We start from the raw sequence: 16,372 nt of genomic DNA on the forward strand, positions 1-16,372 counted from the left end.
GCAAAAACCAAAAACCCGCGGGCAAATGTGCGCGCCGGGGAGGCGGTCTCCGCTCATGCGGTCGTAGCTATTCGACCGCCCTCCCCCCAGGGCCCGGCCGCGAGCGCTTCGGGTCCTTCCCCGGGGGTGCCGCCCACCGGGGCCCTGCAAAAGGCGCAATCCAGGCGCATGGCATGCAATCGGCGTTGCATCAGGGTCCCGCCTCAGATGATCCGCGTTAGCGCCGGGCTGGCCTACAGGGTGAAATCGCGGGTTCGTCGTCGTCTTGCGCGAGGGGACGAGGCGTGCGCGTTTACTTACTCTCGAGATTTGGCCCGCGCACGGACAAAACCCCCGCGATGTCACGGCGAGCGCCCGCAGGTCCGCGGCGCGGAAGGACCCTGGCCGTCACCGATCCGGCCGTGTGGGCACAGAGGCATTAGCCCGGTCGAGTATGTCGCGCCGCGCAGCCGCCGGCAGCTTGGGCCACAGCTCGAACACGATGGCCAGGTTCACCGCATCATCGGGTGCCTGACGAAGGCACAACGCCAGCACTTCGCTCCGCAAGGGCCGATCCGCCGCCGGTTGATTGTCGCCAGGCTGCACCGCCCGTGCGCCGTTTACGTCGGATTCCGCAGCGCTCGCCGAGGGCGATTGTTGTAAGTAGCTTGCGCCGCAATCGCTTGGCGAATTGGGTTCGAATCCTGGCGGGCCTAGTTTCTTGCGGCGGGGCAGGGGCTTGTGGGGGTATGTCTGCAGATGTAGCGTCGAGGTCGCCGGGTTGGTGATCGCGTCGGCATCGACCAAAAGGGGGAGCCGCATGTCTACATTTCGACGCACTTGCTGTTTCATGTCGCCCGCGCTCGTTGTTGTGTGGTTCTTGTCGCGCGTGGCCGTGGGCGACGATCGTGAATTGCACGTCGTAGGGGTCTACGAAGGGGACACGAAAACTGGCACGACGATTCATGGCGGCCGTGCCGCCGTCCGCGTCGATCGACCCGGGAAACGCGTAATCCTGTATTGTTGCGCATACGAGCGGGTGCTATGGAACATCGAAGCCACGCCGGCAACGACGCTCGAGCGAGTCATTCTTGCCGGCTACGACCAGCAAGCCGCCGAGGTCAAGCCGGAAGAGGTCCCGGTCACTCCGGCAGCCGAGGCCGTGGCTGGCTCGGCGAACACTGCTGGTGAGCGACTGGGTTATTGTTACGCTGTCGCCAGCGACGAGTTTCGCGTCCTTGCGGCGGCGCTTCCGCGTGTCACCGGGTTACCGATTTCGAGTTTCCACGGAGGATATCGAGCCGATCTTGACAAGCCGTTCGTGGCCGACAAGGTCGACGACGACCCGCGTCTGAAGCCGGAGTTCCCTGTGCCGACAATGCCCGCCGGTCGCGCGGGACTGCGCTTTTCCGCCGTGCACGTCGTGCCGCAAGGGGGTGCTCCTATTGAGCGTCATTTGCCGCCGTATCCCTGGCTTTGCGAGTTCACACTGGCAGGGCCTGATTGGAAAAAGGCGCAGCGCTTGCCCGACGGCAGCGAGCAGGCGCTGTTGGCCAAGGACGCCAACGCGGTCTTTGTCTTGAACCGTGAAGGGCTGCTGAAATTCGATCTGGAACTGAAGCATGGGGAGCCGCTCGGCAAGATGGCCGATACCGCATCGCCCAGGTATCACACGATGTGGTTTGACCCGGCGGCGGACCAGCTCAACGTACTGTTTACACAGGACCAATTGGCCTGGGGAACGTACGACGGTAAGTCCATGAAGTGGACGCAACGCAAATTGAATTCGGTCCCGGCATTTGGCGCAGCGGCCTTCGACCCGGCGGCTGGCAAGCTCTACACGATCCAAGAATCCTTGGGAGGGGAGGGTCGGCTCCTCACTTTCGCGGAACGAAACGCGGCCGGAGCCGTGCTAAGCACGCTGCCTTTGATCCAGAGCGGCGACGGGATGGGCAGGCCCGACGGCGGTGGTCCTGTGGAACGCCATGATCAATTGGTCGTGGTCGAAGGCGGAGTCGCTTGGATTGCAGCCAGCCTGCCCAGCGCGCTTTGGCCCGACAAGCTGGAATCGCGCATCTACTTCATCGAACCTGCGGCGCATCGAGTGACGCTGACGGCGCGATATGCCTGCGTCAGCCCAACTTCCAAAGAGGCGTTGAATGCGATCATGGCTGCCGCGGCGCCGGCAGACGCAGCACCCCCGGCTGATCAACCCGAGGAAGACGCGGCCAAGAACCCGCAGGATGCGTTGGCGAAGGAGCGATTCTTCGCCCTGCGTTTTACCCAGCCGGGGCCCATTGCCTTTGGTGCCTCGTACGGTGAATTCACTCTCCAGGGGCCGATCGCCGAGTCGCTCAAGCCACTGCCGCAACGGGTCGTTCGGCTCACCCGTGTGGCAGAAGCTCAAGCGTATTTCGGGCTCTCGTCACACGACTGTGTCGAGATCGATGCAGCCCTGGCAAACGCCAAAGTCCTGGACATGGGCTTCGACGCGCCCAAGTTGAGTTGGCCAAACGGCATCACTTACGACCGCAAACGTAAACGTGTGCTCATCGCCACCTTCGGAGGCGCGGGTTATTTGTACGAATACTCGATCGAGACGAAGAAGTGGTCGGTGATTTGCGAATTGGACAACCACGACTACGCGGCCATCGCCTACAGCGAGCATGACGACATGATCTATGGCGTGGATCGAGACAGATTCGGCCGGCACGGATCGGCCGAGCTGGTCCAAATGAACGCTAACGGCGCGGTGACGAAGATGGTTGATTTGGGAACAGACTTGCCGCTGCCGAACGATCCAGTCAGTGTGCCGGCACAACTGGTAGCGCTGCGGGACAAGCTGGTGCTGATCGTGTACGCCTCGCCACGACAGGCCCAAGGTGGCAGGGCAGCTCGACGAGGAGACAAGCTAGAGACGTGGATGTATCTGATCGACCCCGCTGCCGAGTCGATCGAGCTGGCCACGAGGATCGTCGATGGGAAGCGCGTAGCTGGCGAATGAACGGCGACCCGCCGTGCAACCGCCTGACACGACCGGCTTGGGCCTGCTCTGTGCACAAAACATGCCATTGGGTATTCACGCGTCGTGAATACCATCTTCAGCGGGTGGATGGCGAGCGTCAGGGCGCCGATCCTTGGGTGACCGCGGTGCGATGCACGACTTTCAGGCCCGGCAGACCGCCAGGGTAGTGAATGGCCAGGAACTCTTCGACGCTCAACGACGCCGTCGGGGAATAGGCGATCGTGCCGTTGGGCACCGTGGCCGGCGGTCCCGTCGCGGCAGCGCGGGCGCGCAGCGATTGAGCCGCGGCGGCCGTCTTGTCCAAGAATTGGGCCCATTGATCGACGACCGGATCGCCCTGGAGGGCTCCGAGCGTCTGGCGGGCATACGCCAGATCGTCCGCGGTGTAGGCGCGCGCGATGGAGACCTGCACGTTGCCTTCCACTTCGTCCTCGAGTCGGTCGACCAACGTCGACAGATAGGGCAGGTAGGGCCAGGCAAGCGGGAACTCGAGCATGCGGACCGGACGTCCCTGTCGGCGGGCTTGTTCGGTCAAGCGCTGCATCGCCGCGCGGCGGCTGTGGACCTCGGATTTGATCCGCTGCTCGATGGTGTTGAACAACTCGGAGCTGTCGCGGGCCAGCTCGAGTTGCCTGATGGTCGCGACCGTCAGTGTCAAAGTGATTGCCAGGGCGAGCACGTAGCGGCCCGTCCCTTGAAACCGCCGCAACAAGGCCTCGCAAATTTCGGCGGCCACGATGCATCCCAGCAGCGTCGGCAGATAGTTGTAGCGGCCCCAATCGAGCACGCTCTGCCATGGAAAACTCAGTCGCGCGAGCTGGCAGAGCACGACAAACGGAAACACCAGGACAAAGCCGGCCAGCAGCCGCCGCCAGGACGCACGCAAGACGATCAAGGCCCCGACCAAGACGAACGACACGATGGCGACCTCGGTTGCCAACCGCGCGAAGTCGGGCACCGAGCGATAGCCGATTAAGAGGCGCGACCAGGCCAATTCGAGATTGGCACACGCACGGGCCAGGGCCTCGACCAGAGCCGCCGGGTCGCGTCGCGCGGCATCCGCGCCCGCGGTGTGCGCCGCCATGGGCAATGTCCAGGCCCCCAAGGCGACGAATGTCGCGAGCCAAGTTCCCACCCAGACCCGCCAGCGGTTGGGCGCTGCCGCGGTCCGGGATGCCGGCCGCTCGAGCAGCACGACCTGGACCGGCAAGGCCAGCAGCATCAACCAGGTCGTGCCCATCGTGAGCACGGCCAACGCCATGCAGGCGACCATCGCAGCCAATGCCAACGCGGCGCGCGGTCGATTCAATCGCGTGACGCAGGCCGCGGCGGCGAGCACCCAGGCCAGAGCCATCGACAGGTGCGAGGCGCCGATCCAAAGCAGCGGGTTCTCGAAGCCGCCGATGGCGGCCACCAGCCACAAGCAGGTGCCTACGCCGGCCGCGACGGGATGTTGCAGGTAGTGCCGCAACACGACGAACAGGCAGAGGCCCGAGACCAGGTGGGCCAACGACATGGCGATGTGCCAGACGGTGAAATCATGGCGAGACAAGCGCCACATGCCGAAATACCAAAGCTTCCACGCCGGCAAGAAATGCTCGTTGTGGAGCTGAAACAAGAATTCGGGCAGCGTGCGCTCGCCCGCGTCGACCTCGCGCAACATGCCGCGATGGTCGAAATCGTCGAAGAAGGGCCCGGCCGACCAATAGTGGCTGTGGACGAGCAGCATGACCGCGACGCCGAGGCCGACGATGCCGCAGACGAGCAGCGCGGTGCGCCGCCGATCGACCGGCGCTGCTACAGGCACGGCGGCGACCGGTTGCCTGGCGGCGGTCTTGTTGGGCTTGGGCTGCTTCGGCATCGAGGCGTTCAGGAGCGTGGGTACGAATGGCCCGCGGTCGGCCTACTTTACTGCAAGCAGCTAGGAGTGCCAGCGAAGAGCGACCTTTGGGATTGCCGCCGTCGGCGAAACGACGCTATAAGCCTCGCCCGATCGACCTTCTTGGTCCCGCTGCGCGCCGGCCCCCCGCGGGGCATGGTGGAGCGGCCGCGTTTCGAAGGTGTGGTGTTTCGCCGCGAAGCAAGGGTGACTCATGGACGAGCCGCAGGTAACTCAACGCAAGCCGTCGCGCAAGCTGCCGTTCGATCTGTCGATGATCCTGGCGGCAGGCCTGACCGTGGCTTTTTATGTGGCGGTCGAGCGCGAGCCGTTGCGCCACACGGTGTTGTATCGCTATACGACCGAACATGCCGTCGAGTACGTCGTGGTCGGCTTCTTCATCTGGGGCCTGGCCGACCTGCTGTTGCGCGCGCTCAATCTGCCGCGCGAGCACATGGCCTTGCGCCACGATTGGCTGCCGGCGCGGCAAGGCTTGCGGCCCGCGAGCGAAGCCGCCGCGCTGCTCGAGACCGTGCAATCGCAGCCCTCCTGGCTGCTGGAATCGCGGATGGGACAGCGGCTTTCACGGGCACTGAAATTCGTGGCCGACAAGCGATCGGCCGCCGACTTCGATCAGTATTTGCGCAGCCTGGCCGACGAGGACGAAGATCGCACCCATGCCCATTACGGCCTGGCGCGGCTGGTCTGCTGGGTGATGCCGGTGTTGGGTTTCTTGGGCACCGTGGTGCACTTCGGCACGGCCTTGTCGGGCATCTCGTTCGACAAGATCAACGAACAGCTCTCGAGCGTGGTGGGCCAGATGGGTACGGCCTTCAACACGACGACGGCCGCCATCGCCTGTTCGATCGCGACGATGTTGGTGCTGTTCCTGTGCGAACGCGCCGAGCGCGAACAGGTCCGGGCAGTCGATCGACTGGTCGAGGAAGAATTGCTTCACCGGTTCGAGGTGGCCGACGCCAGCATGGCCCCCTATCTCGATTCGCTCAACGCGACCGGAAAGGCGCTGTTTGCGACGATCGGCGATCTTAGCCAGCAGCAACAGGCCGCGATGACCCGGGCCCTGACCGCCTGGCAGCAGCAGGCCGAACAACGCCTGCAGCAGCAACATGAGCTTTGGGAACAGTCGCACGCGCGTCTGCAGGAACAGCTCGAGGCCCGCGAGACGGCCAGCGAAGCGCGGCTCGCGCAACTGTTGGCGGCCGTCGAACAACGGCGCGACGAACAGCAGGCCCAGTCGCTGATCGCGGCGCGGCAATTGGCCGAGGTTCGCGACGGCCTGGCAAGGCTGACCGATTCGTTGGTCGAGTTGAGCCGCAACGACGGCCGGATGACCGAACTGCAAGCCACGTTGGCCGACAATCTACGTGTCTTGCGCGAATCCAATCAGTTGGAAGAGGCAATGCACAGCCTGACCGCTGCGATCCACCTGATGACCGCGCCCTATCGCAACTCGGCCGCGCCACCAACGACGCGAAGCAAGAAGAACGCGGCTTGAACGTCGCGTCTCCTTGCCTCGAGCATCGATCGGGTTGGTCGCTGCGCTCGCGGTTCACCAGCCAGACACGACCGGCACGTAGCCGGGCATGTACGCGCGCCGCATGCCGAACACGCCGTAGCGCACCGGATAGACGCCAGGCAAATAGGTGACCGTCGGTGTCGGGGCGTAGTAGCTCACCGTCGGGACCGGCGCGGGGGCCACGTACGAAGTCGTCGGTGCGTAGTAGGTCGTCGTCGGTGCGTAGTAGGACGTCGTGGGGGCGTAATACGTCGTCGTCGGCACCGGGGCGTAGTAGCTCACGGTCGGGACCGGAGCCGCCGTCACGGGGCTATAGGTCACATAGGGCCCGCGATAAACGGCGACTTGAGCCGAGGCTGGGCTCGTCAGGCAACCTACGGCGACCAGGGCGGCGGCGATCAGAATCAGGGTACGCATGGGTCTTGCTCTCACTAGGGTCTGGGGTGACGGTCGTAGCTATCTCTGCAAGCGTAGGGTCCGTCCCGATTGTTACGCCAGCCTGGCGATCGCAGAAAACTTTCAAGCTCCAAGTCTGAGTGGGCCCCGAGATTTCCTGGTTAGTCCAGCTTTCCCAGCCGCGGCGTGCGGCTGAAGCCGTACTCGGGGTTGGCCGGGTCGAAGTCGAGGTCGATCAGCTCCGGCTGCCGCTGCACGTTGCGGAAGTTGTATTCCTCGACGAGCTGCGGCAATTGGCCGGTTGAGCGCGGCCAATCGTAGGCCTGGACGCGCGTCAGCAGGTTGTGGTCCCGGTCGAAGTAGAACCGCAGCTCGTTGAAGCGGAAGCTCTTTCGCGCCATGGGGTGGGTCACCACCACGCACATGCAGGGCCGCTTGTCCAGCAGCACCTCTTCGAGGTAGTAGACGTTGCACTCGCCAAATCGGGTTTCGCGTTCGCATTGCTCACGGAACGAACGGACGATGGCCGACATCGTCAATTCGTTGATGGGGCGACGCAGACCCTCGCGTGCTTCGGCGCTGCCCGGGGCGACGCGCTTGGGCGACGACACGGTCGCGCCGTCTTCGCCGAGCAGCAACTGTTCGTCGAACTTGCCCGCGGCTGCCAGGACCTCACGCCCGCGCGGCTCGCCAGGGCCCAGGAATCGCATGTAGAGCCCCTCGGGGGCCAACCGCTGCTTGATCAGCAGGTGTTGGTAGGGCTGCAGACGCCCGTCCCGCGATTGGCGCATCGTCAGCAGACATTCGTACTGGCCGATCGCTTGCAACTCGTCGTCGGCCTGTTCGAGCAAGGCCAACACCGGGCGCAAAGGATGGCCGTCGCCGACCGTCTTGAAGGCGCGACGTTTGGCAGCCGGCTCGCGGTCGCCTTGCGTTTGCGCGACGACCGGCTGATCCTCAAGCGGCGGGAAGCGATAGGCCCCGTTGGCGATATCGAAGGCTGCGCCGGAAAGTTGTTGGTTGAACTGCAAGTTCAGATAGGTGTATTCCTCGAGCAGCGCCGGCTTGCCGCCGGGCTGTGCGGGAAACCAATACGATTCATAGCGCACGGGCACGTTCAATTCGCGGTCGATGAACACGCGAACCAGGTGAAACCTTACACCCGGACGTTGCTCGTCGTGCCGGGCCACGACGCACAGGCACGGACGGCCGTTGATCTTCGTATCTTCGATGACCTGCACGTCGCAGGGGCCCGCCTTGATCTCAGCCTCGCCGAGCGTGGTCAATTGTTCGACCAGGTTGACGATGCCGGCGCTGGTGACCGGGTGCCGGCTTTCGCGCATCACGCGCGGCGAGTCCGGATACAGCGACAACGTACCCAAGTAGCGGTAGCGTTCGCTGTGGACCCACATCATGCCCCGATTGGCCCCCTCGACGTAGATCGACTCCTGGGTCTTCTGCTGGTCGCGGCCCAATTTGCCGACGTAGACGCTGAAGGGTTGCTGGCGGACCTTGAGCTCGAAATACTCGTGCTGGCCCAGGCGGCCGTCGATCCGTTCGCGTTTGACGAAGGTGCTGGTGTAGTCCTGGATCGAGCGCAGCGCCGGAAGGCTTTCGCGTCCCCAGCGAACCAGCGGAGCGAGCGGATGTTCGCCCGCCTGCGGGTGCAAATCGCCGGGCGGCACCCCGATGCTCGCGTCGGGCCGCGCGGCAGACTCTGCTGCCCGCGCCTGGCTTGCGCTCGATACGCAGCTTACGATCACCCCTAGCAGCAACGAAGCGTTGAGAACCGTTGCGCAGGTGCGCAACGCCCGGCGGCTGTGGCGAGCCTGGCGCGGCAGACACATTTGCTGAGCGAGCCTCGTTGCGGTGCCGGCGCCGAACGGCGCCAGAACTAATTCCGCAAGGTGGTGGAGACGAGTCTTAGCCGAGGGCACACGTCCCACGGCCGAAGCCATTGGAAGTGTAGCGTATTCGCGGCGCTGCCGTCTCAAGTTGGTACGACCCAGCGTTACAACCGGGCAAAATGTGGAAGATGCAGTCGATTCGAGCAGGAAATCCGGCATGGATGGTCAGCTTCTACGGGCTTATCGGGGTGCTGGCTGTTAGTGCCACGACAAAGGGCAAACTCCGTGCCGAAGACCGCCTGCCCAACGTGGTGCTGATCATTGCCGATGACCACCACTGGGCAGACTACGGCTTCATGGGGCATCCGCACATTCGCACCCCCCAGCTCGATCGGCTGGCCGCGGAAAGCCTGGTCTATGAGCGCGGCTATGTCCCGGCTTCGCTCTGCGCTCCGAGCCTGGCGTCGATCCTGACCGGACTGTACCCACACGAACACGGCATCGTTTGCAACGACCCGCCCCCGGGCACCGCTGCCGCCGATCGGCAGCGTCAGCGCTCGGCGGCATTCGTGCGTGGCAGGGCGGTTCTCAACGCGGCAATCGAGCGCTTGCCAACGATCCCGCGGCTGCTGGCACCCCTGGGATATGAAAGCCTGCAGACGGGCAAATGGTGGCAGGGGGGCTACCGGGTCGGGGGCTTTACTCAGGGCATGACCCACGGCGACGAAGCACGCGGCGGCCGCCATGGCGACGCGGGGCTCGCCATCGGGCGTTCGACACTGGCGCCAATTGCCGAGTTTCTCGATGCTACCGATGCCACGGACAAGCCCTTTTTTCTCTGGTATGCGCCGATGCTGCCGCACCAGCCGCATGACGCCCGGGCCGAGCTGGTCGAATCGTACCGCGAGGCCGCCCCGAGCGAGCAAGTGGCACGCTATTGGGCCAACATTACGCGGTTCGACGAGACCTGTGGCGAGCTGCTGAACCTGGTCGCACGGCACAGCGAGGCCGAGCGCACGCTCGTGATCTACCTGGCGGATAACGGCTGGATTCAAGATCCCGCTGCGGACCGCTATGCCCCGCGCTCGAAGCAATCGCCTTATGAAGGCGGTTTGCGGACGCCGATCGTGGTGCGGTTCCCCGGCCGGGCGGCGCCCCGCCGGGTGACGCAGCCGGTCAGTTCGCTCGACGTCCTGCCGACGATTGCCGCAGCGACGGGTGTGATGCCCTCGGCGGGCTGCTCAGGCGTCGATCTGCTCGACGCGGCCGCCGTCGAACGGCGCGACGCGATCTTCGGCGAGGTGCTGCTACACACCGCCCAGTCGCTCGACGATCCTGCGGAGAATCTACGCTTTCGCTGGATCGTTCAAGGGCGGCGCAAGCTAATCGTGCCCGATGCCGTCAATGAACCGGCGGCCAAAGTCGAGCTGTACGACGTGGAAGCCGATCCGCGCGAGGAGACCAATCTCGCGGAGCAGCTTCCCCGCGAAGTGGCCGAGCTCCGGCAACGGCTCGATGCCTGGTGGCCGGGACGGCGGGCCGACTAGCCGAAATGCGGCAGCGGCAACGGGCCGATCGGATCGGTCGTGTCTTGGGCAATGGCGCGCATTTCGTCGCGGATGCGGAAGAAGGCATCGACCACGTCGGGATCCCACTGCTTCCCGCGGCCGGAACGCAGTACCGAGTCGAGCTGCGTTTCGGGCATGCCTTTGCGGTATGGGCGGTCGCTGCCCATCGCGTCAAAGGCATCGGCCAGCGCGACGATTCGTGCCAACCACGGAATGTTGTGTGCCGGCAGCGCGTCGGGATAGCCCGTGCCGTCGAACGCCTCGTGGTGATGACGGACGATGGGCAGGATCTGCCCCAGCTTGCGGAGGTCGACGAGGATGTTGTAGCCGATCTCCACGTGCGTTTTGATGTGCTCGTACTCTTCCGGGCTGAGCTTGCCGGGCTTGGCCAGCACGGCGTCGCTGATGCCGATTTTGCCGATGTCGTGCAACAGGCCGCCGAGGTAGATTGTCTTGAGGGTCTGGGCGTCGCAGCCCAATTCGCGTCCCAAGCGGACCGCCACTCGCGCCACGCGGTCGCTATGGCCGTGCGTGTACGGGTCCTTGGCGTCGATCGCCGAGGTCAACGCGCGCACGATCCCGGCCATGAGCTCGGCCTGCTGTCGGTACAGCTCGGTGTTGCTCGAGTGGATGCCGAGGATCGTGGCGATCGAGCCCAGCAGATTGGCTTCGACAGTGCCCAGCTCGCCATCGTCATGATGGTTGAAGGCGGCCAGGTAGCCGAACGACAAGTCGCCCTCGGTTAGCGGGGCGACGATCAGCGACTGCAACTCGATGCCGTCGACACTCAGCTCCGCTGCCCGCGCGCCGTTGGCCACGAAGGGCCGATTCGTCTTGCCGAGGTCGAGGCGGGCGACGAGCCGCGCGAATTGCTCGGCGTCGCAGGGGCAATGGCCGCTGGAGATAAACGCCGGGGGGTCCTCGGGCGTGTATTGCGGCGAATCGGGATCGAGCGGCCGCATGAACTGCAGGGCAAAGCCGCGTGCAGGAATGACCGCGCCGAGCCACTCGAGCACCTGGCGTCCGAGTTCTTCGTCGTTGGCCGAGATCTTCAGGCGATGCGTGAGCCGGTAGATGAAGCTGATTTCTTCGTAGGTGGCGGCGATTTGATGGGATAGCGAGGCCGACTCGCGCCGCAGGGCTGCGATCTGCTCATGCGCGGCCCATTGTCCGACGGCCAGCTCCACGATCCGCAAGATGGCCGCAGCCTGCACCGGCGCCTGTTCGTTCGACCAGGCGGTCAGTTCTTCCGGCGACCAGCCCAGCATTTCGCCGAGCGCGGCCAAACTATGGTTCGCGCGAACCTCGGAGGTGAGGAACGGCGCAACCGCCACCAGCGGTGCCCGATGGCGCTCGGCCAGCGGAATCGCAATCAGCAGCGCCGGCTCGTCCTCCCAGATGAATTCGTTCTTATGGCGCGAGGCCACTTCTTGGATCAAGGGAGCCAGCTCGGCGATCCGCCCGCGGTGGCGATTGACAAGCGGTTCCCCGGTGACGCCATCGCAGACGACGACCTTGGTCTTCAGCGATTGCCGCAGGGCGCTGGCGACTTCAGCAGCGCGATCGTGGATGGACGCTTCGGCACGCTCGAGCGTCATGTCCTCGTCAAGGATGTCGACGGTGGAGGCCATTTCTCGTGAACCGTACCTTGCTAAGTACCTCTCGATACCGCGCCCCAACGCAATAGAAACGTACTACGCAATGTGCCTGAGGGCACGGAACGAGCAACTGGATGATGCAATGAGCACGGTTTCTTAGGACCTGCCGTGCTGTTCACGACGGTTGGAAGGATTGCCCGCGAACAGGGCGGGAGCGACCCGTTGGTGTCGTACCGGCTTTAACGGCCGGCGCGATTGCGATAGCGCTTGCTGGCGCGGTTGAGCAAGGCCCGATCGTCGGGCGACAGCGCGTCCATGCCGGTCTCGGAAAGCCGCGCGAGGATGTCGTCGACCCGGCGATCCTCGAGCGCTTCCAGTTCGCGACGGCGGCGCTGCTGCTCGTCGCGGCGGCGTTCGAGCCAGGCGCGAATCGGTCCCGGTCCCTTGGCCCGCGCCGGCGGCTCGAACGAGCGTTCGAGGCTCGTATAGCCCTGTGAAAAATCGTAGCCGAAGGCGTTGTCGTCGCTGTCACGCTCGCGGTAGCGCTCGAACTCCTGCTTGGCGCTGAAGAACAGGAAGATCCCGCACAACACCAACGGCAACCAGGCGAATTGATACCGCTCGTGCAGCAGCACCCCCAGCACACCCATCGAGACGGCCGTGACCTGGGCGACGCGCGTGACCACCAGTACGGCCGATCGATAGCCCAACTTGGGCCGGAGCAACTCGCGCAACACCCGACCCCCGTCGAGCGGAGCCGCCGGCAGACAATTGGCGATCAGCAGCGTCCAGTTGATCCAGAACACCAATGCCAGAATGTCCGGGCCTGTGAGGGAGCCGACCGGCACCGGCGGGCTCAACGGGTTTAAGACCGTGGCCGGGCTCAACTGTGCAAAAAAGACGCCCGGCAACAGCACCACGCAGATCGTCAGGTTCGCCACAGGGCCGGCTAGCCACATCAGCAACTCAAGCTGCGGCAAGACGGGTACCGTAATCCAGCTCAGCCCGCCCAGGGGCCAGAGAATGATTTGGTCGGCGCGGCCGCCGAGCCTGCGCGCGGCGACCGCATGGGCCAACTCGTGCAACAAGACGCTGAGCAGCAAGACCCCTAGCGCCGAGAGTGCGTACAGGACCAGGTCTCGCTGGGGATCGCGGCTGCTCAGGTAGAGAGCGAGCACCGCAAAGAGCAAAAACGAGACATGGATCCGCAAGCCCAATCCGGCCCAGCGACCAAGGCTCAAGCTCCAACTGAGTACGTCGCGCATGGCATTGTCGACGATTGGCCGGACGAAATCCTACTCGTTATGTTAGCAGTGAGGTTGCAGGCGAACAACGAAGCGTGCAGAGGAAAGGCCGTGCCAGCAGACGAAGAACTCCTGTCGACGCCGAGATTTCGGGTCGTGCGCCGGCAGGCCACCGATCGGAGGGGACGCTTCTATCAGCGCGAAACCGTCGTCCATCCGGGCGCGGTGGCGATTCTGCCGCTGGTCGACGACCAGCGGGTGTGCCTGATCCGCAATTACCGGATTTCGGTCGATCAGCAGCTCTGGGAAATTCCTGCCGGCACGCGGGAACCGGGCGAGGAGCCGCTGGTCACCGCGCAACGGGAACTCCTCGAAGAGACGGGCTATCGGGCGGCACGCTGGCAGCCCTTGGCCGAATTCTACGTCTCGCCGGGCATCCTGACCGAGCGGATGTATCTGTTCGTCGCCGAGGATTTGGCCGAGGGCGAGGCCCGCACCGAGGCCGGCGAGGACATCGAGCGCCAGGTGCTCCGCTGGCCGGAAGTCTGGGACCTGGTAGCGCGGGGCGAAATTCAAGACGCAAAAACGCTCACCGCGCTGTTGCTTTACGAACGCGGACAGCGATTGGCCCAAGGGGGTTGAGCCGGACGTCTCGCGGGGCGAACGCGACTACGCACCGAAGCCGTGGGTGTCGAGCTCGCCGTCGATATTGCCCCACATGCCGCCGGTTTGCATGCCGACCAGGCCGATCGCCGCGATCACGGAAATCAGGATCATGGCGAGCATCACGGCATATTCAACCGCGGTGGCAGCTTCGTCGGCTTGCAGGAAGCGGAGGACGGTGGTTTTCATACCAGTCACCTGGCCGCGACGACGGTGCAGAATTGCTAGGAAGACGAGTGCCGATTTGGCGACCCAACAGAACCCTAGGTCACAAAACGGCCAAGGTCAAACAGGTCGGCGGTAGGAAATCGACTAGGGGCGTTCGGCCATTGTGACCGGGCCCGTTGTGTCGTGAAGGCGTTGCGCATCGATGCCCGGCGGGTGATCGGCGATCAAAGGGACCTGCCAGCGCACGATTTCGGATGCCGCGGGGTTGGATTTCGCCGGTCCAGCGAATTCCACCGCGCCGCGCACCAGCCCGGCGACGCTTAAGCCCTCTTCAGCTACAGGACGAAGTACGCCGGTTCGATCCAGCCCGGCCGCGAACATCACTCCCGGCAGGACCACCGAACCCTGTCCGCGCCAGGCGATCGATTGCAGCCAGCCTTCGTCGGGCGGGTCTTGAAAGGTCAGCAAAGCACTCCCGGCGGGCGGCGCAAAGACCGAGTCGCTGGCGTCGATCACCAGAGAGCCGACGCTGCTTGCCTGTACTCGCGCGTGCATCTCGATCAGCCCCGCCGCGTCGCGGACGGTTGCTTGCTCCAGTGCGATGCGGACCGGCGCGTCGGCGGACGGAGCCTGGCCGAGCCGGACGACTGCGCCCGGGCCCAGGATCAGGCAGTTGAGCAGCCGTAATGATGTGGCCTGGCCGTGAGCAACGTCGACCCCCGTGCGCAAGTGTCGCAGGACGCAATCGCGCAGCTCCAGTCTTGCGGTGCTCAATTCGTCGCCGGGCGTGGCCGCAATCTGCCAGTTGATCGCCGGCGATAAGGCCGTCGACGAAGCGGTGCCATCGAACGTGCAATGGACGAACGTGGCAGTTCCGGCGCGCAGCCGAAGTAGGGCCGCCGCCGATGCCTGCCCGCCCGATCGACGGTGAACAAAGTCGATGTCCTCGAATTGCAATCGATCCCCGTCGATCGCCAGGCCGTTGGGCCCGACGACCAGGGTCGTACGCTGGCCGTCGGGGGGACGGACCGTCTGGCCCGTGCGCAGTTTTAATCGCTCCAGGCCAATGCGCTGATTGCCCGGCAGACGCACGACGGTGCCATCGATCCGAATCGTGTCTGGGTCCGGGTGATGCGAAGCGGGTTGAACCGCTGAGGGCTTCGTGGGCCCAGCGGCGGTCGGGGGCGCAGCAAAAGGTGTGACCGCCTGGGTTGCGGCATGCGAGCGCGCGTGCCTCGCGATACGCGGCCAGGCGACGGTCGCTGTGGCGGCCAAGACCAGCACGGCCGCCGCCGTGGCCAGCAGTGGCGCCGCGTAGCTCGAAACACGCGATCGCCGGTGTGCTGGACTCGGCCGCGATGCAGTGGCGCGACGACGTGCCGGCGCGGAAGTGCCGCCCAATAATGCGCCGAGCTCGGCAAAACTGCCGGGTCGCCGTTCGGGCCGGGGTTGGAGGCAGGCGCGAATCGCCTCGCTGAGTGGCCGGGGGGTGTCCGGCGCGATGCGCCGAATGTCGGGAACGCGCGGGACCGCGGCCGCTTGAAGTTTGCCCAGCGAACTACCTGCCGCCAGCGGTGGCCGGCCAGCCAGCAGATGCCACCAGAGCAGACCGCAGGCATAGAGATCAGTGGACGGCGAGCAAGGGGCCGCATCAGTGGCACGCTGGGGGGCGAGGTAGTCGAGGGCCTCGGCCGGAACGTCGAGCCGATCAAAACCTTCGTACGGACGCGCGACAGGGCGAATCAGCCCGTCGCACAGCGTGATCGAATCGCTCTCGGACTCCAGCAGCAGCGTAAACGCCGAGAGATCGCCGTGGACCAAGTCGTGCCGAGCCAGCTCTGCAAGTGCGGCGGTCATTTGCCGCGCGAGTTCGTGAACCACCGGCGGGCCGAACCGTCCGCGATGCGCGACACGCAAGGCCGCCGGTTCGCCGGTTCCCAACGGCTGCGCAATCCACACCTGGCCGTGTTCCCAACCCGCTTCATAGGGCAATGTCAGGCGCGGATCTTCGACCAGCGCCGCCGAGGCGATCTGCCGCGAAAACTTTGCTAACAGCTCGTCGCGGGCCGATTCCGGGCAAGGACAGACGACCAATCTCACCGCCCGATGCGAATCGCGGTGGCGGGCACAATAGACGCGGGCCCAGTAGGCGCAGGGCAGCGGCGCCAATAGATGGAATGGCCCCAACGCCAGCGTTCGCCCTCGCCCTGCATGCAATTCAGCGGCTTGCCAGGGCGTTAATGTTCCGGCCCGCTGCAGGGCGTCAATCCACGGGGCGTCGAAGGCGGCCAGCTCGCGCGGAAACCGACGCACGCGGCCGCGCACGGCGGCAAACGCCGGACGTTCGGCCAGGCCGAGCTCCTCCAACAGCGCAACGAGTTCGGCGGGCGCAGCCGTGCGCACGGTGATCGATTCCCCTGGCGAAAATGACAGCCAGGGTGTGCTATCCGATGCCGTGGGGCGAGGGC

At 65.0% G+C, this 16,372-nt stretch carries 12 protein-coding genes; 4 read left to right on the top strand and 8 right to left on the bottom strand.

All coding sequences use genetic code 11. From position 1 onward, the window contains the following. Window positions 1-387 precede the first annotated feature (387 nt). Window positions 388-801 (bottom strand): hypothetical protein, encoded by a 414-nt coding sequence (locus K1X74_17470; protein MBX7168129.1) that lies wholly within the window; start codon window positions 799-801, stop codon window positions 388-390. Between K1X74_17470 and K1X74_17475 the strand changes: the two genes are divergently transcribed. After that, on the top strand, window positions 800-2,983 hold the full coding sequence (locus tag K1X74_17475) for a hypothetical protein (GenBank protein MBX7168130.1): 2,184 nt from the start codon (window positions 800-802) through the stop codon (window positions 2,981-2,983). The two genes, K1X74_17470 and K1X74_17475, sit on opposite strands and share 2 nt — an antisense overlap. A 118-nt stretch (window positions 2,984-3,101) precedes the next feature. Here K1X74_17475 and K1X74_17480 read toward each other — a convergent pair whose 3' ends face one another. Further along, window positions 3,102-4,865: a hypothetical protein gene (locus K1X74_17480; GenBank protein ID MBX7168131.1), complete on the bottom strand. Its 1,764-nt coding sequence runs from the start codon at window positions 4,863-4,865 to the stop codon at window positions 3,102-3,104. Between the two features lie 232 nt (window positions 4,866-5,097). Between K1X74_17480 and K1X74_17485 the strand changes: the two genes are divergently transcribed. Further along, window positions 5,098-6,399 carry a MotA/TolQ/ExbB proton channel family protein gene (locus K1X74_17485; protein MBX7168132.1) on the top strand — a complete coding sequence of 434 codons (1,302 nt, stop codon included), beginning with the start codon at window positions 5,098-5,100 and terminating at the stop codon, window positions 6,397-6,399. Window positions 6,400-6,453: 54 nt separating this feature from the next. Here K1X74_17485 and K1X74_17490 read toward each other — a convergent pair whose 3' ends face one another. Then, complete coding sequence (locus K1X74_17490) at window positions 6,454-6,837, bottom strand: hypothetical protein (protein MBX7168133.1); 384 nt, start codon at window positions 6,835-6,837, stop codon at window positions 6,454-6,456. 140 nt (window positions 6,838-6,977) lie between these two features. Further along, window positions 6,978-8,501: a DUF1571 domain-containing protein gene (locus K1X74_17495; protein ID MBX7168134.1), complete on the bottom strand. Its 1,524-nt coding sequence runs from the start codon at window positions 8,499-8,501 to the stop codon at window positions 6,978-6,980. Between the two features lie 383 nt (window positions 8,502-8,884). Between K1X74_17495 and K1X74_17500 the strand changes: the two genes are divergently transcribed. Continuing rightward, window positions 8,885-10,210, top strand: a complete 1,326-nt coding sequence (locus tag K1X74_17500) for a sulfatase-like hydrolase/transferase (GenBank protein MBX7168135.1) — start codon at window positions 8,885-8,887, stop codon at window positions 10,208-10,210. Here the strand turns inward: K1X74_17500 and K1X74_17505 are convergent. Both K1X74_17505 and K1X74_17510 read right to left on the bottom strand, forming a co-directional pair. Next, a complete protein-coding gene (locus K1X74_17505; GenBank protein MBX7168136.1) occupies window positions 10,207-11,862 on the bottom strand; it encodes an HD-GYP domain-containing protein in 1,656 nt (551 codons plus the stop codon). The genes K1X74_17500 and K1X74_17505 overlap by 4 nt on opposite strands. 206 nt (window positions 11,863-12,068) lie before the next feature. Further along, window positions 12,069-13,094, bottom strand: a complete 1,026-nt coding sequence (locus K1X74_17510) for a hypothetical protein (protein MBX7168137.1) — start codon at window positions 13,092-13,094, stop codon at window positions 12,069-12,071. Between the two features lie 39 nt (window positions 13,095-13,133). Here K1X74_17510 and K1X74_17515 point away from each other — a divergent pair, with 39 nt between their 5' ends. Beyond that, complete coding sequence (locus K1X74_17515; GenBank protein ID MBX7168138.1) at window positions 13,134-13,715, top strand: NUDIX hydrolase; 582 nt, start codon at window positions 13,134-13,136, stop codon at window positions 13,713-13,715. 27 nt (window positions 13,716-13,742) lie between these two features. Here K1X74_17515 and K1X74_17520 read toward each other — a convergent pair whose 3' ends face one another. Together K1X74_17520 and K1X74_17525 are read right to left on the bottom strand one after the other, a co-directional pair. Further along, complete coding sequence (locus tag K1X74_17520) at window positions 13,743-13,925, bottom strand: hypothetical protein (protein ID MBX7168139.1); 183 nt, start codon at window positions 13,923-13,925, stop codon at window positions 13,743-13,745. A gap of 123 nt (window positions 13,926-14,048) precedes the next feature. Then, window positions 14,049-16,307: a protein kinase gene (locus K1X74_17525; protein ID MBX7168140.1), complete on the bottom strand. Its 2,259-nt coding sequence runs from the start codon at window positions 16,305-16,307 to the stop codon at window positions 14,049-14,051. Window positions 16,308-16,372 lie beyond the last annotated feature (65 nt).

The organism is Pirellulales bacterium (assembly GCA_019694435.1).
Lineage (GTDB): Bacteria > Planctomycetota > Planctomycetia > Pirellulales > JAEUIK01 > JAIBBZ01.